The sequence below is a fragment of the Parafrankia sp. BMG5.11 genome, assembly GCF_004337455.1.
The window spans coordinates 281,233-299,018 of sequence record NZ_SJXI01000013.1; the positions used below are offsets into that span (position 1 = coordinate 281,233).

Genomic DNA, 17,786 nt, shown 5'->3' on the forward strand with positions numbered 1-17,786 from the left:
CATGCGCCATGCGCCTGTCCGCTCCCGCGATCATGTCCCTCCTTATCCTACCCCTGTTGGCCGCCTGCGGTCCGTCAGACAGTGACCCCGGCCCGGGCGGCGTGACGGTGGGCGAAGCCAGGGCGCTCGATGAAGCGGCCGAGATGCTCGAACAGCGGCGCCTGCCGCCCGAAGCCCTCCCCGGCCCCGCCACCAGTCCCAGCCCGGCCCCGTCGGCCACCCCAATCAGCGAGGCGCCAACACGATGAGCGGCACTATGAACGGTATGGACCCCGAACTGTTCGAACAGTTCATCGACCAGCTTGAACGCTACGTGCGCGAACGGCTGCTCCCCGCCGAACGCGAAGTGATCGAGGCGGACCGCATCCCCGACGAAATCGTGCAGGAAATGCGCGACATGGGATTGTTCGGGCTGACCGTGCCGGAGAAATACGGCGGCGCGGGCCTATCCACCTCGCAATACGCGCGGGTGGTCAAGACGATGGCCTATGCCGCGCCCGCTTACCGGTCGATCTTCTCGATCAACGTCGGCATGTTCAACAGCGCGATCAAGAACGGCGGCACGGACGCGCAAAAGGCCGAATGGTGGCCGCGCATCGCCGGGGGCGAGATCGCCTGCTTCGGGCTGACCGAGCCGGGCAGTGGCTCCGACAGCGCGGCGATGGCGACCACCGCCCGCCCCGACCCCAGCGGCAACGGGTGGATCCTCAACGGGACCAAGCGCTACATCACCAACGCCCCGCACGCCGCGGTCGGCCTGATCATGGCGCGCACCGAAAAGGAGGCGTTGCCCAAGAACGCGCACGTTTCCGCCTTCATCGTGCCGATGGACACGCCCGGCGTCACCGTCGGCAGCCCCGATCACAAGATGGGCCAGTCGGGCAGCCACATCGCCGACGTGATCCTGGAAGACGTCCACGTTCCGGGCGAGGCGCTGCTCGGCGGGGAGACCGGCAAGGGCTTCGTGTTCGCGATGCGCAGCCTCGACAACGGGCGCATCTCGGTCGGCGCGGCGGCGACCGGCTATGCCCGCCGCGCGCTCGACAGCGCGCTGCGCTATGCCACGGAGCGGAAAGCATTCGGCGAACCGATCGCCAACTTCCAGCTGATCCAGCAGATGCTCGCCGAAAGCGAGACAGAGATCTACGCCGCCGAGTGCATGATGGCGGATGTCACCGCGCGCGCCGACGCGGGCGAGAACATCCTGCGCAAAGCGGCGGCGTTCAAGGTCTTCGCTTCGGAAATGTGCGGCCGGGTGGTCGACCGGGTGGTGCAGATCTATGGCGGGGCCGGCTATCTGGCCGAATACGACGCCGAGCGGTTCTTCCGCGATGCGCGGATCTACCGCATCTATGAAGGCACTACGCAGATCCTCCAGCTGCAGATCGCCAAGCACATGCTGCGCGATTTCGCCGCGCACGGCTGATGTACCAGCTCCTCTCCGACCTCTCGATCGTCGAGGTCTCCAGCTTCGTCGCCTCGCCTACCGCCGGCTTGTACTGCGCGCAGATGGGGGCGGAGGTGATCCGCGTCGACCAGATCGGCGGCGGGCTCGACTACGACCGTTACATGCAAACGAGCGAGGGCCGGAGCTTGGCATGGGAGAACCTCAACCGGGCGAAGAAGTCGGTCGCGCTCGATCTGAAGTCCGCCGAAGGGCGTGAGCTGTGCGTCGAACTGGCGCGCAAGACCGGCCAGCTCATCACCAACCTGCCCGAGAAGTCCTTCCTCAGCCATGCGGCGGTCAGCGCGGGGCGGCCGGACATGATCTCGGTCCGCATCATGGGCTGGCACGACGGGCGCCAGGCGATGGATTTCACCGTCAACGCCGCGAGCGGCTATCCGCTGATGACCGGCCCCGCCGAATGGGACCAGGACACCGCGCCTCCGGTCAACCAGGTGCTGCCCGCGTGGGACTTCATCACCGGCGCGTACTGCGCGTTCACGCTGATGGCCGCGCTGCATCACCGCGCCGCGACGGGCGAGGGCAACGAGGTGCGCGTGCCGCTGGGCGACGTGGCGATCGGTACCGTCGCCAATTCGGGCGCGCTGGCGGAAATGCTCTATCGCGGCGGCGACCGCCCCCGGCTGGGCAATGCGATCTGGGGCGCGCTGGGGCGCGATTTCGCCAGCCGCGACGGTCAGCGGTTCATGGTCGCGGTGCTCACCCCCAACCAGTGGAACGCGATGGTGGCCGCGCTGGAGATCGCGGAGCCGATCGCCGCGCTTGAGGCGCAGGCCGGGGTGGAGTTTGCGAAGTCGGACCACAACCGCTTCGTCCACCGCGAAGCGCTGTTCGCCATCGTGCAGGAAGCCGCGGGCAAGCTGGACTATGCCGAGCTGGCCGAGCGGCTGACCCGGGCCGGCGCGACGTTCGAACGTTACCGCACGATGTTCGAGGCGGCGAACGATCCGGTGCTGGTGACAGACAACCCGCTGTTCGGCCCCTCGCCCGCCAACCCCAGCGGGTTCGCCTACCCCGCGCCGCGCAGCTTCGCGCATCTGGGCGGAGCGGCGCCCGCCGATCCGGCGCCTGCGCCCTATCTTGGCCAACATAGCGAGGAAGTGCTCGCCACAAGAGTCGGTTTGTCGTCGGGCGCGATCCACGCGCTTATCGACCGCGGCGTGGTCGCGCCGAGTGACCGGGACGGATTGAGGAAGACATCATGACAAAACGCCGCGCCGCCATCGTCAGCCCCCTGCGCACCCCGGTGGGCAAGTTCCTCGGCACGCTGGCCCCGCTCGACGCGGGCGCGCTGGGCGCGGTGATCCTGAAGGCGCTGGTGGAGCGCAGCGGGATCGATCCCGAACGCGTCGACGACGTGGTGTTCAGCCAGGGCTACGGCAACGCCGAGGCGCCCGCGATCGGCCACTGGAGCTGGCTGGCCGCTGGCCTCCCGCTCGAGGTGCCGGGCTACCAGCTCGACCGGCGCTGCGGATCGGGCGTGCAGGCGGTGGTCAACGCGGCGATGATGGTCGAGAGCGGCCATGCCGACGTGGTCGTCGCCGGCGGGTGCGAGAGCATGTCCAACGTCGAACACTACACCACCGCGCTGAGGGGCGGGGTCAAGGCGGGCAACGTCGAGCTGTGGGACCGCCTCACCCGCGGGCGGCTGCTCAGCCAGCCGGTCGAGCGCTTCGGCGTCATCAGCGGGATGATCGAGACCGCCGAGAACCTGGCCAAGGACTATGGCATCACCCGCGAGGAGGCCGACGCCTTCGCGGTTCGCAGCCACCGGAACGCGGCTGCCGCGTGGGACGAGGGCAAGTTCGACGCGCAGCTCGTCCCGGTGCCGGTGCCGCAGCGCAAGGGCGAGCCGGTGATGTTCGACCGCGACGAAGGATTCCGCGCCGATGCCAGCATGGAGAGCCTCGGCAAGCTGCGGGCGCTGGAGAACGGTGTCGTCACCGCCGGCAACGCCAGCCAGCAGAACGATGCCGCCGCCGCGTGCCTGGTAGTGGCGGAGGACAAGCTGGAAGAACTCGGCCTCGAACCGCTGCTGTGGTTCACCGGCTACGCCGCGGCTGGGTGCGATCCCAGCCGGATGGGCATTGGCCCGGTCCCGGCGGTCGAGCGGTTGTTTGCGCGCACCGGCATGGGCTGGAACGACATCGGCCTGATCGAACTCAACGAAGCGTTCGCGCCGCAAGTGCTCGCCGTGCTGAAGGGCTGGGGCTGGTCGGCGGACGACAGCCGGCGCGAGCTGCTCAATGTCAACGGTTCGGGCATCAGCCTGGGCCATCCGATCGGAGCGACCGGCGGGCGGATTCTCGCCGACATGGCGCACGAGATGCACCGGCGCGGCGCGCGCTATGGCCTTGAAACGATGTGCATCGGCGGCGGGCAGGGCATCGCCGCGATTTTCGAGCGCGCGGCCTGATGCCAGAGACTGCCGGCGACTGGTCGGCGTGGGTCGGCCGCGAGGAGCGGCGCATCGACCGGCTGGACGAGGCGCTCGCCGGCCGGTGGTTGGCGACCTTCGACCTGCCTGCGCAGGGCGCCGGGGCGATGCCGCAGGGCATTCACTTCTGCCTCTGCACCCCCGACGCGCCGACGGGCGCATTGGGCGAGGACGGCCACCCCCGGCGCGACGACAGCGCCGGCAGCTTCCTGCCGCCTGTCCCCCTGCCCCGGCGGATGTGGGCGGCGAGCGAGATCGCCTTCCATGCGCCCATCTCCATCGGCGCGGCGGTGGAGCGGGTGTCACGCGTCGCCTCGATCACGCCCAAATCCGGCAAGAGCGGCGCGATGGTGTTCGCTTCGGTCGAACACGACACGTTCGCGGACGGGGTGCTTGCGGTGCGCGAGGTGCAGGCCCTGGTGTACCTCGAAGCCGCCGCGCCCGATGCGCCGCTGCAGCCCGCGGCGGCGGGCGACGCGCGCTTCGATCCCGCCGCCTGGCACGCGCACCGGGTGCTGACCCCGACCGAATCGCTGCTGTTCCGCTTCTCCGCCCTCACCTTCAACAGCCACCGCATCCACTACGACCTGCCGTATGCCCGGGATGTCGAGCGTTACCGCGGGCTGGTGGTGCACGGGCCGCTGATGGCGAGCCTGCTGCTCCAGCTGGCGGAAGAACGGGTGGGACCGCTGAAGCGCTTCGCCTTCCGCGCGGTCAGCCCGGCGATTGTCGGGGAACCGCTGCACCTGGTCCTGCGCCAGGAAGACAGCACCCTGACCCTAGGCGCGTTCGCCGGCGACGGCCGCCAGGTCGTCCAGGCAGAGGGCGCAGTTTGACCGTTTGCCCGCCGGTGCCGCGAGTGATACGGTTTCAGTTGCAACCATGACCACGCTCCCGCCCGCCGACCGCGATTTCAGCGCCTTGCCCGACATGCCGGGGGACGTGTTCACCGCGCCGCTGCAAAAGCCGGCGCATGTCGGCGACGACTGGCTCGAACCACGCCAAGCCGATTATTCCAGCGACGACGACGCGATCTGGAACGACCTGTTCGCGCGCCAGATGGAGGTCCTGCCCGGCCGCGCGGCAGGCGCGTTCATGGCGGGCTTGCAGAAGCTCAACCTCAACCGCGGCGGGGTGCCCGAATTCGGCAAGCTGTCGGAAGACCTGTCGGCCCTGACCGGGTGGTCGGTGGTGCCGGTGCCGATGCTCATCCCGGACCACGTGTTCTTCTGGCACCTGGCCAATCGCCGCTTTCCGGCCGGCAACTTCATCCGCACCCGCGAGACGTTCGACTACATCGAAGAACCCGATGTGTTTCACGACGTGTTCGGGCACGTGCCGATGCTGACCGATCCGGTCTATGCCGATTACATGCAGGAATACGGCCGCGCCGGGTGGAAGGCGATGCGCTACAACCGCTTGAAGGCGCTGGGCGCGCTCTACTGGTACACGGTCGAGTTCGGGCTGATCGAGGAGGCGGGCGGCATCAAGGCATACGGCGCGGGCATCCTCTCAGGCCCGACCGAGATCGTCTATGCGACCGAAGCGCAGAGTCCCAACCGGATCATGCTCAACGTCGATCGGGTGATGCGCACCGATTATGTGATCAGCGACCTGCAGCCGACCTATTTCGTGATCGAGAGCTTCGAGGACCTGTACCGCCAGACGGTGGAGCGCGACTTCGACCGGCTCTATCGCAGCCTCCACCCCGGCTTCACCTACGCCAACAGCGCGGTGATCGATCTCGATCATGCGGTGCACGTCGGCACGCAGGAATACCTGCTGCGCGGCGGGCGCGGCAGCGGGGCTATTCCGGTCTAGCAGCGGTGCCGCCCCCGCGCGGCGCGCAGGCAAAGAAAAACCGGCCCGGGATCGCTCCCGAGCCGGTCGATCTGGTACGATGCGGACCTTAGTTGGTGGTCGCGGTCGCAGCCGGGACGGTGCCTTCGTCGGCAGCTTCGCCAACTTCTTCCATCGCATCGGCCTTGTCTTCGGCCTGGTCGGTCACGGCGTCAGCCTGCTCGTCGGTCATGGTGCCGGCGTCTTCCATGGCTTCAGCCTGCTCGTTCACGACTTCGGCGTTCTGCTCACCAGCGTCTTCCATCGCGTTTTCCTTCGGGCCGTCGCAGGCAGCGACGGTGAGGCCCAGCGCGAGCGCCGACGAGAGAGCAATGATCTTCTTCATTTCAGTAATCCCCTTCTTGGATGGGCGGCCTGCATATCAAGCCCGCCGCCCGGTGGTAAGCGAAAATGTATCGTGGATTAATTGACGCGCGAGGAGCAGGCGACGTTGACCGCACACAGCAGCGCGCTTGCGGCCACGATGCCCAGCAGCAGCGCCGTCGCCGACAGGCCCGCCGCGAGCGGCGCGCTGCTGCCCAGCGCACCGGCCGCGACTGCGCCGATCACTCCGACGGCGACATTGAAGATCATGTCGCGGCGATCGTCGCTGCGGCTGAGGATGGCGGCGAGCCATCCAAGGATGCCGCCTACCGCGATAAGAACCAGGAAACCCATTTCAAACTCTGATGTCAGCTTTGGCAACGAAAGCGCCGAACCCAACGCGGGTTCCGCGCCCGCGGCATAAATACCAACTTAAGTTAGCGTAGTGTCAACCATGCCACAGCCGCGAGGCCGACCACGATGCGATACCAGGCGAACGGCGCGAACCCCCGCTTGGAGACATAGGCGACAAACGCGCGGATGATGATCATCGCCACCACGAACGAGGACAGGAACCCGGCCGCGATCTCCGCCAAGCCGATCGTGGTTCCGCCGGTGAATACCGAGGGATCATCGAGGATTTTCACCGTGGCCGCGCCCAGCATCGTGGGCACCGCCAGGAAGAACGAGAATTCGGCCGCCGTGCGCCGGCCCACGCCCAGCGCCAGCCCGCCGAGGATGGTCGCGCCGGACCGGCTGGTTCCCGGGATCATGGCCAGGCATTGCGCCAGTCCGATCAGGAACGCGGTGCGCATCGGCAGCTCCGCGACCCCGTTATCCTCGCGCGGGGCGACCCGGCGTTCGAGCACCAGCATCGCCACTCCGCCGATCACCAGCGCCACCGCGACCACCATCGGGCTGCCCAGCATGGCGTCGATCGCATCCTTGGCCAGCAGGCCAATGACCGCGGCCGGCATGAAGCCCAGCGCCACGTTGCGCACGAACCGGACCGATTCCCCCTTGCCGCGCAGCAGCCCGACCGCGGTGAACCAGAACAGTTTGCGATAGGTGACGATCACCGCGGCGATCGCGCCTAGCTGGATCACGACGTTGAACTGGGCCCATTCCTTCGGGTCGTAACCGAACAGCGCCTGCGCCAGGATCAGGTGCCCGGTGGAGGATACCGGCAGGAACTCGGCCAGCCCCTCAAGGACGCCCAGCAGGATAGCAGTAAGGATCAGGTCCATCGGGTCGCGCTCATGAAGCACGGGCGGCGCAAGTCAATCGCTTGCGCCGCCCGGCTTGTTTCAGACAGATGCGAGAGCTGCTTACCAGATGCGGATGCGCTGCTCCGGCGCGAGGTACAGCTCGTCATCGGCGGTGACGTTGAACGCCTTGTACCATTCGTCGAAGTTGCGGACGACGCCGTTCACCCGGAATTCCTCCGGGCTGTGCGGATCGGTGCGCAGCCGCTGCAGCGCCGCCTCGTCGCGCTGCTGCGAACGCCACACCTGCGCCCAGCCGAGGAAGAACCGCTGGTCGCCGGTCAGACCGTCGATCACCGGCGCTTCCTTGCCGTTCAGCGACATCTTGTACGCGCGGTAGGCGATCGACAGGCCGCCAAGGTCGCCGATGTTCTCGCCCAGCGTCAGCCGGCCGTTCACGCACGGCTGGGTCTCGCCCAGTGGGCAGAACGCGTTGTACTGTTCCACCAGCGCGTTGCCGAGCTTGTCGAACGCGGCGCGGTCACCGTCGGTCCACCAGTTGCGCAGCATGCCGGTGCCGTCGGACTTCGATCCCTGGTCGTCGAACCCGTGCCCCATCTCGTGACCGATGACCGCGCCGATCCCGCCATAATTGACCGCCGGATCGGCCGTCAGCCCGAAGAACGGCTGCTGCAGGATGCCGGCGGGGAACACGATCTCGTTCTTGGTCGAGTTATAATACGCGTTCACCGTCTGCGGCAGCATGCCCCACTCGGTGCGGTCGATCGGACCGCCCAGCTTGGACAGCATGTCCTGGTACTGCCACTTGCCCGCCGCCATGCGGTTGGCGAGCGGCTGGCCGGCGGTGATCGCGAGGCCCGGATAGGTCTCCAGTTCGTCGCGGTACCCGATCTTGGGATCGAACGCGGCGAGCTTGGCCATCGCCTCCTTCTTGGTCGCGGCGCTCATCCAGTCGTTTTCCTGGATGCTGACGCCCAGCGACTTGCGCAGGTTCTCGACCAGGTCGACCATCGCGGCCTTGTTGGCGGGCGGGAAGTAGCGCGTCACGTACGACGCGCCGACCAGTTCGCCCAGCAGCCCTTCGGTCTCGTCGATCGACCGCTTCCACCGCGGGCGCTGCTCGGGCGTGCCGTTCAGCGTGTTGCCGTAGAAGGCGAACTGCGCGGCGTCGATGTCGCTCGGCAGCACGGCGGCGTTGGAGCTGAGGAAGCTCTTGACCATCCACGCCTGCAGCACCTCGATCGGGGTGCCGGCGACCAGCTTCATCATCGCCGGGGTGCCGCCGCCGATCTTGGCGAGGGTCGCGGCGTCCAGCTTCAGTTCCGCCGCGCGTTCCGGGGTCGGCGGCAAGTCGCCGACGACGAACCGGTCGGTTTCGCCGAAGCCCGAGGCTTCCATCAGCGCCGCCACCGGGAACGCCGGGTCGAGCGCGGCGAGCTGAGCCGGCGTCAGCGCGTTGTAGGTGAGGTCGCGGTTGCGGCGAGTCGCGCGGTCCCAGCTGACCTTGCGGGCGATGCTTTCTTCGAACTGATAGACCTGCGCGGCCATGCCGGCGGCGTCTGCGTACCCGCCCTTGCCCAGCAGGAACGCGAGGTAATCGCGGTACTTGGCCTGGATCGCCTTACCCTTCTCGGTCTCGTCGAGGTAGTAATCGCGGTCCGGCAGGCCCAGCCCGCCCGACCCGACATAGACCGAATAGCGCGTCGGCTCCTTGGCATCGACCGACACCCCGCCGCCGATCGGCGAGGGGTAGCCGACTTCGCCCCACAGCGTGGCCATCTTGGCGAGCGTATCGGCCGAGCGGATCTTGTCGAGGTAGGGCTGCGCGGGCGCCATGCCGGCGGCATCGATCGCCGCGGTATCGAGATAGGATTTGTAGCTTTCCACGATACGCCGTTCGTCGGCGGTCAGCGTGGCGGCGTCCTTGGCGACCAGTTCGTCGACCAGCGCCTTCACGTCGCTGGTCGATTTCTCGCGCAGCAGGTTGAACGCGCCGAAGCGGCTGAATTCAGGCGGCAGCGGGTTCGCCTGCAGCCACTTGTTGTTGGCATAAGCGAAGAAGTCGTCGCCCGGATCGATCGAGGTGTCGAGATCGGCGGGATCGTAGCCCCATTCGCCGAAGGACATGGTCGGCAGCGGCACCGCCTGCGCGGCAGGCGTCGCGGCGGCCGGCGCGGGCTTGGGCGCGGTCTGCGCCAGCGCGGGAGCGGCAACGGTCAAGGCCAAGGCACTGATGCCCAGCGTGGCGATAGTCTTTAAGGTCATGCGATCCCCGATTGTTGAGCGAACGGCCCGTGCGGCCCGCCGCTGGAAATTAAGCGCGCATGCGGTGAGACCGGCATGCGCAGCGGGCGACACTAGCCGCCCGTGGTCATGAAGTGCAGCGTTTATATGTCCTTGGCCCTGACCGCGCCGTGAATAGGCGGGGGGACGCGATTGGCCCGGAAGCCCGCGCCCCCTTCGCGCGGATCACCAGATGCGCACGCGGTCCGCCGGGGCGAGGTACAGCGCATCGCCCGGCTTGACGCCAAACGCCGCATACCACGGGTCGAAGTTGCGCAGGACCGCGTTGACCCGCGCTTCGGCCAGGCTGTGGCTGTCGGTCTTGAGCAGCTGCTTGGCGAACGCCTCGCGGTACTTCCAGCGCCATGCCTGGGCATAGGAGAGGAAGAACCGCTGGTCGCCGGTCAGCCCGTCGATCACCGGCGCGGGCTTGCCGCCGAGCGACAGCTTGTAGGCGTTGTACGCCATCGACAGGCCGCCGAGATCGCCGATGTTCTCGCCCAGCGTCAGCCGGCCGTTGTGGCACGTCGTGCCGTCATCGAACGGGCACTGCTTGTCGTATTGCGCGACGAGCTTGTTGCCGAGCGCTTCGAAGGTCTTGCGGTCCTCGTCGGTCCACCAGTTTTCGAGCGCGCCGGTGGGCCCGTACTTGGCCCCTGAATCGTCGAACCCGTGGCCGATCTCGTGGCCGATGGTCGCGCCCACCGCGCCATAATTCACCGCCGCGTCCGCCTTGGGGTTGAAGTACGGCGGCTGGAGGTAGGCCGCGGGGAACACGATCTCGTTCGCCGGCGGCATGTAGTATGCGTTCACCGTCTGCGGGGTCATCAGCCACTTGGTCTTGTCGACGGGTTCGGCCAGATCCTCGAGCTGTTCCTGCCAGCTCCAGTCACTTACCGCGATCGCGCTGGCGAGCGCTTGCCCGGGCACCACGTTCAGGCCCTCATAGGTTTCGAACTTCTCCGGGTAGCCGATTTTCACCCCGAACGCGTCGAGCTTGCGCTGCGCCGCGACGCGGGTGGCGGGGGTCATCCACTCAAGCTCCTTGAGGTTGGACGCCAGCGCCAGGCGCAGGTTGCCGACCAGCTTTTCCATCTCCGCCTTGCTGGAGGCGGGGAAGTGCCGCTCGGCGTAGATCTTGCCCAGCCCCTCACCCATCGCGCCCTGCACGAAGTCGAGCCCGCGCTGCCAGCGTTCGCGCTGCTGGGTCTTGCCCTGCAGGGTCTTGCCGTAGAATTCGAAGTTCGCGTCGTCGATGTCGCTGGGGAGAACCTGCGACGCGCCGGACAGGAAGCGCGCCGCCATCCACGCCTTGATGTCGTCGAGCGGCGCGGTGTTGAGCAGCGACAGCATCGCCGGCATCCCGCCGCCCAGCTTGCCGAGCTGTTCGGGCGTCAGGCCGAGCTTCGCGATCTCTTCCGGCGTGGGCGGCAGCTGCGCCACATACAGCGCGGGCACGTTCGCGACCTTGCGGTCCTGCAGCATCAGTTCGACCGGAAAGCCGCCCGACATCGCTTTCAATTCGTCGATCGTCACGCGGTTGGTGGTGAGTTCCGGGTTGCGCGACAGCGCGCGGTCCCAGCCGAGCGCGGCGAACTGCTTTTCGAGACCGTAGACCCGCTCGGCGGTTGCCGCCGGATCGGCATAGCCCGCCTTGCCGAGCAGGAACGCGAGGTATTCCTTGTACTTGGCGCGGATCGCCTGGTTCGCTTCGCTGTCGACGAGGTAGTAATCGCGGTCGGGCAGGCCGATCCCGCCAACGCCGGTGTAGAGCGCATTGTTGTTCGGGCTGGCGGTGTCGATCGACACGTACATCCCAAGCGGCGCGGGAATGCCGGTGGCGGCGAACGCATGGGCGAGGTCCGCGCGCGTCTGGACCCCGGCGATCCGGTCAAGGAACGGCTTGGCGGGCGCGAGGCCCGCGGCGTTGATCGCGGCGGTATCGAGGTAGGCCTTGTAAAGATCGCTCACGCGCTGCTCGAGCGAGCCTGCGGGATACGATCCCGCCGCCATCTCGTCGACGATTGCCTTGACGTCGCGCTCGGCCTGCAGCCGCAGTCCCAGCGCCACGCCGCTATAGGGATACTGCGGCGGGATCACCTCGGCCGCGTCCCACTTGCCGTTGACGTAGCGGAAGAAGTCGTCCCCCGGCTTGACGGTCTTGTCGAGGTCGGCGGGGTTGAAGCCCCACCCGCCGTAGGTACCCGAGCGGTATTCCTGCGCCGCGACCGGCGTTGCGGCGGCGGCGGCGGGCGCATCTTCGGCAGCGGCCGGAGCGGCGATGGCGATGGCACCGAGCGAAGCGGCCGCGGCCAGCTTGACAAGCAAACGATTCATGAAGGCATCCCCAAACCAGAGCATCTTGATCAGATGGCTGGCGCACCTGTGGCGCGGAGCGGCGGCTGCGCGCAAGCGCGCTGGCAGACGGGCGTATGTGGTTGGTCGATTGGCTTGGAACGAAGGGGCGGTCTACGCCGCCTCCGCTCCGCCGAACTGCAGCCGGGCCAGCCGCGCATACAGCCCGCCGCTTTCGGCCAGCACCCCGTGGCTGCCCTGTTCGACGATGCGGCCATCGTCCATCACGACGATCCGGTCCGCCGCGCGCACGGTGGCGAGGCGGTGCGCGATCACCAGCGTGGTGCGATCCTGCATCAGCCGGTCGAGCGCGTCCTGCACCAGCCGCTCGCTCTCGGCGTCGAGCGCGCTGGTGGCCTCGTCCAGCAGCAGGATGGGTGCGGCCCGCAGGATCGCCCGCGCGATGGCGACGCGCTGGCGTTGGCCACCGGACAGCTGGGTGCCGTTCTCCCCCAGGAAGGTGTCGAGCCCCTGCGGCAGGGCGCGCAGAAACGCCTCGGCATTGGCGGCGCGGGCGGCTTCCCAGATGTCGTCGTCGCTCGCGTCCCAGTTGCCATAACGCAGGTTGTCGCGTGCGTTGGCGCTGAACAGCACGCCTTCCTGCGGCACGAAGGCGATCCGCTTGCGGATCTCGGCCGGGTCGGCGCTGGTCAGCGGCACGCCGTCCAGCCGGATGGTGCCGGCCTGCGGATCGTAGAACCGTTCGACCAGCTGGAAGATCGTGCTCTTGCCCGCGCCCGACGGGCCGACGATCGCGACCGTTTCCCCCGGCTGCACTTCCAGCGTGAAATCCTTGAGCGCCGGGCTGTCGAGCCGCGTGGGATAGCGGAAACTGACGTTGCGGAACGACAGCGAACCGCGCGGCGGCTGGGGCAGGGCCTCGGGCCGGGCGGGCGGCGCGATGGTCGGCTGTTCTTCCAGCAGCTCTGCCAGCCGGCTCGCCGCGCCCGCGCCGCGCAGCAGGTCGCCATAGACCTCGGTTAGCGCGCCGAGCGCGCCCGCGACCAGACCGGCGGTGATCACCACCGCGGCGATGGTCCCGCCCGAGATCGCGCCGCTCGCGACGCCGACCGCACCGCGCCACATCAGCAGCACGATCGCGCCGAACACGATCAGGATGATGAGCGCGGTCATCGCCGCGCGGATCATGATCCGCCGCCGCGCGGTGTTGAAGCTGCTTTCCACCGCGGCGTGGAACCGGTCGCGCTCCCGCCCCTCCTGGTTGAACGCCTGGACGATCTTCATCGCGCCCAGCACTTCGGAGGTCATCGCGCCGATATCGGCCACCCGGTCCTGGCTGGTGCGCGACACGTTGCGCAGACGCCGCCCGAACACCGCGATCGGGATGACCACGGCGGGGATCACCAGCACCATCCACATCGTCAGCTGCGGAACCAGGTAGAACAGGTAGGCAGTCCCGCCGATCCCCATCAGCAGGTTGCGCAGGGCGACCGAGACGGTGGTGCCGACGACCTGTTCGATCAGCGTGGTGTCGCTGGTCATCCGGCTGGAGATTTCCTTGGGGCTGTTCTCTTCGTAAAAGCCCGGCGCCAGGCGCAGCAGGTTGTCCTGCACCTTGCGGCGGATATCGGCGACCACCCGCTCCCCCAGCCAGCTCACGAAGTAGAACCGCATCGCGGTGCCGAATGCCAGCACGCCGACGATCACGAACAGATAGCGGAACCAGCGGGCGATATCCGCAGGATCGCCGCCAGCGGCAAAACCGCGGTCGATGATCAGTTTGAACCCCGACGGGATCGCCAGCGTGGCACCGGCGGTGATCGTCAGCGCGATCAGCGCAAGCACCACCCGGCCGGGATACTGCAGCGCCTGGCGCCAGATCATCAGCAGCGGGCGGACGCTGCGCGCGGCTTGCGGGTCGCGGGGCTTGCGGCGCAGCATGCCGCGCCGCCCCTGCCCGTCCCCGGTCTGAGTTGCCTCGCCCGAAGCTTGCTCGCTGTCGTCCATCGCCGCGCCCTTAAACCCGGTGGCGGGCGAAATCCACCGCACGGCGGACCCCGGCCCTGGTTTGTGCGTTGCACAAGAACCCAAACCGCGTCACGATGCCATACCCGGCACTCGAAAGCGGGGCCCAGCAGGGGAATATGATTGCTCTACCACGCTTATGAAATGCAGCGCGCCTGGCTCAACGGAGCAAGCGCCTGGGCCTCGATCGGCGCCGAATTGATGAGCAATCCCAGCTATCCCGCGGCGTACCTCGGCGTGGCGCCCAGCGCCGCCAGCGCGCTGGAAGTGTTCGCGCACGCGACCCAGTCGCGCGGCAAGCCGGCGTTTGAGATCGACCATGTCACGATCGGCGGAACCGCGCACCCGGTGACCGAGGCGATCGTCTACAACAAGCCATTCGGGGACTTGCGCCGGTTCACGCGCGACGGCCTCCCTGCCGACGCGCCCAAGGTGTTGATCGTCGCGCCGATGAGCGGCCACTACGCCACGCTGCTGCGCGGCACAGTCGAACGGATGGTCGAGAATGCCGAGGTGTTCATCACCGACTGGGCCGATGCGCGCGACGTGCCGGCGGCAGCGGGCCGGTTCGACCTAGACGATTACATCGATTACCTGATCGACTTCCTCGCCTTCATCGGTCCGCATACGCACGTGATCGCCGTGTGCCAGCCATCGGTCCCCGCGCTGGCGGCGACCGCGGTGATGAACGCCGGGCTGCACCCGGCACGGCCCGCCACGCTGACCATGATGGGCGGTCCGATCGATACCCGCTGCTCCCCCACCACGGTCAACGACCTGGCGATGGAGCGCCCGATCGAGTGGTTCCGGCAGTCGGTGATCGCCACCGTTCCGGGGCAGTACCGCGGGCACGGCCGGCAGGTCTATCCGGGGTTCCTGCAGCTGGCCGGGTTCATGAGCATGAACCTCGGCAATCACCTGATGAGCCATTACGAGATGTTCAAGCATCTCACCGCCGGAGACGACGCCAGCGCCGATGCGACCAAGGCGTTCTACGACGACTACCGCAGCGTGTGCGACATGACCGCCGAGTTCTACCTCCAGACGGTCGAAGAGGTATTCCAGAAGCATTCCTTGCCCAACGGCACGTTCATGCACCGCGGGGAGCCGGTCGACCTGGGCGCAATCCGCGACACCGCCCTGCTGGCGGTGGAGGGTGAGCGCGACGATATTTCCGGCCTCGGCCAGACCAGGGCGGCGCTGGATCTCGCGACCGGGCTGGCCGACGGGAAGAAGCTTTACTTCCTTGCTGAAGGTGCCGGCCACTACGGCATCTTCAATGGCAGCCGCTGGCGCGACAAGATCGCCCCGGTGGTCGAAGCGTTCGTCGCAGCGCACGGGCGGGTCGGCCTGAAAGCGGTCGCCTAACCCAAGTCAAAGCAGGAACTTAACCCCGCGACGGGGGATTGGCCGGGCGTACCTTTCGCAACCCGAGGACCGCTCCCTTGCCCGACCCATCCGTTCCGGCTGACGACGCGCCGATCGCCTATTCCAAGAACCTGAAGTCCGACCACGCGCTGGTGGAGGAGGCGGTTACCATCAACCGCCCGCCCAGCGAGCTCTATCAATTCTGGCGCCAGCAGGAAAACCTGGCCGGGGTGATGGAGAACGTCGTCTCGATCGAGAAGGTCGACGACAAGCGCTATCGCTGGACGGTCAAGGCACCGGGCGGCAAGGAAGTGAGCTGGGTCGCGGCGATCACCAACGATCTGACCGACCGCGAACTGACCTGGCAGTCGGAAGACGGCGGCGACATCGACAATTCAGGCCGCGTGCGGTTCGAGGATGCGGGCGAACGCGGCACCGTGGTGCGCGCGACCATCGCCTACGATCCGCCGGCCGGCGTGGTCGGCCAGCTGGTCGCCAAGCTGTTCCAGCGCGAACCGCGCATCCAGTCGCGGCGTGACCTGCACCGTTTCAAGCAACTGATGGAAACAGGCGAGATCAGCACCTCGGCGCGCAACCAGCGCGAGCGCGAGGAGCGTGACGAAAACCAGACCATCACCCGCGAGGCCACCACCCCCGTTTACCAGGAGAACCAGGCATGAAAGCGATCACCTGGCACGGCAAGCATGACGTCCGCTGCGATACCGTCGACGATCCCGAGATCCTCAACCCGCGCGATGCGATCATCCGCATCACCTCGACCGCGATCTGCGGCTCCGACCTGCACCTCTATGATGGCTACGTTCCGCAGATGATGCCGGGCGACATCCTGGGGCACGAGTTCATGGGCGAAGTGGTGGAAATCGGCGCCAAGAGCACGCTCAAGAAAGGGCAGCGCGTGATCGTGCCGTTCCCGATCTCGTGCGGGCAGTGCTTCCATTGCAAGAAGCAGCAGTTCTCCTGCTGCGACAACAGCAACCCGGCCGACAAGCAGGACATCGGGCGCGAGCAGCTGGGCCAGCCGATGGCGGGCATCTTCGGCTACAGCCACATGACCGGCGGCTATTCGGGCGGCCAGGCGGAATACGTCCGCGTCCCCTACAGCGATGTCGGCCCGTTCGTGATCCCCGATGACAGCATCGACGATGACAAGGTGCTGTTCATGACCGACATCCTGCCGACCGGCTGGATGGCGGCGGAAAACTGCGACATCGAGCCGGGCGATACGGTCGCGGTGTGGGGCTGCGGCCCGGTCGGGCTATTCGCGGTCCAGTCGGCCTTCCTGATGGGCGCCAAGCGCGTGATCGCGATCGATCACTTCCCCGCCCGGCTGGAGCTTGCCGCCAAGTTCGGCGCCGAGACGATCAATTTCGAACATTCCAAGGTGTACGAAGCGCTGCAGGACATGACCGGCGGGGTGGGCCCTGACGCGTCGATCGACTGTGTCGGGCTGGAGGCGCACGGGCTGTACCTCGACAATGTCCTCGATCAGATCAAGGTGTCGACCTTCCTTGGCACCGATCGCGGGCATGTGATCCGCCAGATCATCATGGCCACCCGCAAGGGCGGCAACGTGTCGATCCCCGGCGTCTATGGCGGGTTCCTGGACAAGTTCCCACTCGGCGCGATGATGGAAAAGGGCCTGACGGTGAAGACTGGCCAGACTCACGTCCAGAAATACACCGAGCCGCTTTACGCCGCCATCGTCGAGGACAAGATCGACACCACCTTCCTGATCAGTCACCGGATGCCGCTGGAAGCGGGGCCCGAAGGCTATCAGAAGTTCCACGACGAGCAGGACACCTACACCAAGATCGTCCTCAAGCCGGGGATGGCCGCGGCGGCCTAGCCGCCCGGTGGCAGCGGTTCGGACCTGCGGCGGCCCAGCAGCCGCCGCAGCATCCGCCGCGCGATCAGCAACAGCCAGGCGGTGAGCGCCAGGAGCACCAGCGCGATGCCCCCCGCCACATACGGGTGCGCATAGGCGAGCCACAACAGGCCCGCGCTCGCCACGTCCTCGGCCGTCGAGACGACCATGTTGCTGAACGGTTCGGGGCTGGCGTTGACCACCGCCCGCGCCCCGGCCTTGCCGCCGTGCGCCGCGAACGCCGCCCCGCCGCCGAGCAGGAACGCGATCGCCTGCATCGCCGGATCGCCCGGATCGACGATGGCGAGCGCCAGCATCGCGCCGCCGACCGGCCGCACCACCGTGTGCACCGCGTCCCACGCGCTATCGAGCCACATGACCTTGTCGGCGAAGAACTCCACCAGCGCCGCGACCGCCGCCACGCCCATCACCCACGGGTTGGCGAGCGCATCGAGCGCCTGGAGATGATCGGGCAACGGCAGCGCGCCGAGCCGCATCGCGAGCCCGGTCGCGAACACCGCCAGATACAGCCGCCAACCGGCGAGCAGGCTGACGCTGCCGGCAAGGCCCAGAACTTCGACGATGCCCATACGCTCTCCTCCCGGCGCACCATGCGCC

At 67.6% G+C, this 17,786-nt stretch carries 15 protein-coding genes; 8 read left to right on the plus strand and 7 right to left on the minus strand.

The genetic code is table 11. The features are described 5' to 3' along the window. Positions 1-265 precede the first annotated feature (265 nt). The 5 genes from E0504_RS08375 (at position 266) to phhA (ending at position 5,723) form a co-directional block, all read left to right on the plus strand. The gene (locus E0504_RS08375; protein WP_131622933.1) at positions 266-1,426 is read left to right on the plus strand and encodes an acyl-CoA dehydrogenase family protein; all 1,161 of its coding nucleotides are present in this window, start codon (positions 266-268) and stop codon (positions 1,424-1,426) included. Further along, positions 1,426-2,670 carry a CoA transferase gene (locus E0504_RS08380; protein WP_131622935.1) on the plus strand — a complete coding sequence of 415 codons (1,245 nt, stop codon included), beginning with the start codon at positions 1,426-1,428 and terminating at the stop codon, positions 2,668-2,670. The genes E0504_RS08375 and E0504_RS08380 overlap by 1 nt, the downstream gene beginning before the upstream one ends. Continuing rightward, a complete protein-coding gene (locus E0504_RS08385; RefSeq protein ID WP_131622937.1) occupies positions 2,667-3,881 on the plus strand; it encodes an acetyl-CoA C-acetyltransferase in 1,215 nt (404 codons plus the stop codon). Before E0504_RS08380 ends, E0504_RS08385 begins: the two co-directional genes overlap by 4 nt. Next, complete coding sequence (locus tag E0504_RS08390) at positions 3,881-4,738, plus strand: MaoC family dehydratase N-terminal domain-containing protein (protein ID WP_131622939.1); 858 nt, start codon at positions 3,881-3,883, stop codon at positions 4,736-4,738. Before E0504_RS08385 ends, E0504_RS08390 begins: the two co-directional genes overlap by 1 nt. A gap of 94 nt (positions 4,739-4,832) precedes the next feature. After that, entirely contained in the window at positions 4,833-5,723 is an 891-nt protein-coding gene (gene phhA, locus E0504_RS08395) for a phenylalanine 4-monooxygenase (protein ID WP_131623090.1), read from the plus strand. An 88-nt stretch (positions 5,724-5,811) separates the two neighbouring features. On the opposite strand, the gene E0504_RS08400 is transcribed toward phhA, so the two are convergent. From E0504_RS08400 to E0504_RS08425, 6 genes are all read right to left on the minus strand, one after another. Then, the gene (locus tag E0504_RS08400) at positions 5,812-6,087 is read right to left on the minus strand and encodes a hypothetical protein (RefSeq protein WP_131622941.1); all 276 of its coding nucleotides are present in this window, start codon (positions 6,085-6,087) and stop codon (positions 5,812-5,814) included. Between the two features lie 77 nt (positions 6,088-6,164). Next, the gene (locus tag E0504_RS08405; protein ID WP_131622943.1) at positions 6,165-6,464 is read right to left on the minus strand and encodes a GlsB/YeaQ/YmgE family stress response membrane protein; all 300 of its coding nucleotides are present in this window, start codon (positions 6,462-6,464) and stop codon (positions 6,165-6,167) included. A gap of 38 nt (positions 6,465-6,502) precedes the next feature. Next, a complete protein-coding gene (locus E0504_RS08410) occupies positions 6,503-7,312 on the minus strand; it encodes an undecaprenyl-diphosphate phosphatase (protein WP_131622945.1) in 810 nt (269 codons plus the stop codon). Positions 7,313-7,393: 81 nt separating this feature from the next. Then, a complete protein-coding gene (locus E0504_RS08415; RefSeq protein ID WP_131622947.1) occupies positions 7,394-9,556 on the minus strand; it encodes a M13 family metallopeptidase in 2,163 nt (720 codons plus the stop codon). 204 nt (positions 9,557-9,760) lie between these two features. Then, the gene (locus E0504_RS08420; protein ID WP_131623092.1) at positions 9,761-11,911 is read right to left on the minus strand and encodes a M13 family metallopeptidase; all 2,151 of its coding nucleotides are present in this window, start codon (positions 11,909-11,911) and stop codon (positions 9,761-9,763) included. 132 nt (positions 11,912-12,043) lie between these two features. Further along, positions 12,044-13,831, minus strand: coding sequence for an ABC transporter transmembrane domain-containing protein (locus tag E0504_RS08425; protein WP_373693878.1), 1,788 nt, complete (start codon positions 13,829-13,831; stop codon positions 12,044-12,046). 207 nt (positions 13,832-14,038) lie between these two features. Here E0504_RS08425 and E0504_RS08430 point away from each other — a divergent pair, with 207 nt between their 5' ends. The 3 genes from E0504_RS08430 (at position 14,039) to E0504_RS08440 (ending at position 17,150) form a co-directional block, all read left to right on the plus strand. Continuing rightward, entirely contained in the window at positions 14,039-15,283 is a 1,245-nt protein-coding gene (locus E0504_RS08430; RefSeq protein WP_131622951.1) for a polyhydroxyalkanoate depolymerase, read from the plus strand. A gap of 77 nt (positions 15,284-15,360) precedes the next feature. Further along, a complete protein-coding gene (locus tag E0504_RS08435; protein WP_131622953.1) occupies positions 15,361-15,963 on the plus strand; it encodes an SRPBCC family protein in 603 nt (200 codons plus the stop codon). After that, entirely contained in the window at positions 15,960-17,150 is a 1,191-nt protein-coding gene (locus tag E0504_RS08440; RefSeq protein ID WP_131622955.1) for a zinc-dependent alcohol dehydrogenase, read from the plus strand. Before E0504_RS08435 ends, E0504_RS08440 begins: the two co-directional genes overlap by 4 nt. On the opposite strand, the gene E0504_RS08445 is transcribed toward E0504_RS08440, so the two are convergent. After that, positions 17,147-17,758: a DUF4126 domain-containing protein gene (locus tag E0504_RS08445; RefSeq protein WP_131622957.1), complete on the minus strand. Its 612-nt coding sequence runs from the start codon at positions 17,756-17,758 to the stop codon at positions 17,147-17,149. The genes E0504_RS08440 and E0504_RS08445 overlap by 4 nt on opposite strands. Positions 17,759-17,786 lie beyond the last annotated feature (28 nt).

Bases quoted from the DNA above. Each gene is read 5' to 3' on its own strand.
- E0504_RS08375 (WP_131622933.1), top strand. From the start codon at position 266: ATGGACCCCGAACTGTTCGAACAGTTCATCGACCAGCTTGAACGCTAC.
- E0504_RS08380 (WP_131622935.1), top strand. From the start codon at position 1,426: ATGTACCAGCTCCTCTCCGACCTCTCGATCGTCGAGGTCTCCAGCTTC.
- E0504_RS08385 (WP_131622937.1), top strand. From the start codon at position 2,667: ATGACAAAACGCCGCGCCGCCATCGTCAGCCCCCTGCGCACCCCGGTG.
- E0504_RS08390 (WP_131622939.1), top strand. From the start codon at position 3,881: ATGCCAGAGACTGCCGGCGACTGGTCGGCGTGGGTCGGCCGCGAGGAG.
- phhA (WP_131623090.1), top strand. From the start codon at position 4,833: ATGCCGGGGGACGTGTTCACCGCGCCGCTGCAAAAGCCGGCGCATGTC.
- E0504_RS08400 (WP_131622941.1), bottom strand. From the start codon at position 6,087: ATGAAGAAGATCATTGCTCTCTCGTCGGCGCTCGCGCTGGGCCTCACC.
- E0504_RS08410 (WP_131622945.1), bottom strand. From the start codon at position 7,312: ATGGACCTGATCCTTACTGCTATCCTGCTGGGCGTCCTTGAGGGGCTG.
- E0504_RS08415 (WP_131622947.1), bottom strand. From the start codon at position 9,556: ATGACCTTAAAGACTATCGCCACGCTGGGCATCAGTGCCTTGGCCTTG.
- E0504_RS08420 (WP_131623092.1), bottom strand. From the start codon at position 11,911: ATGAATCGTTTGCTTGTCAAGCTGGCCGCGGCCGCTTCGCTCGGTGCC.
- E0504_RS08425 (WP_373693878.1), bottom strand. From the start codon at position 13,831: ATGCTGCGCCGCAAGCCCCGCGACCCGCAAGCCGCGCGCAGCGTCCGC.
- E0504_RS08440 (WP_131622955.1), top strand. From the start codon at position 15,960: ATGAAAGCGATCACCTGGCACGGCAAGCATGACGTCCGCTGCGATACC.
- E0504_RS08445 (WP_131622957.1), bottom strand. From the start codon at position 17,758: ATGGGCATCGTCGAAGTTCTGGGCCTTGCCGGCAGCGTCAGCCTGCTC.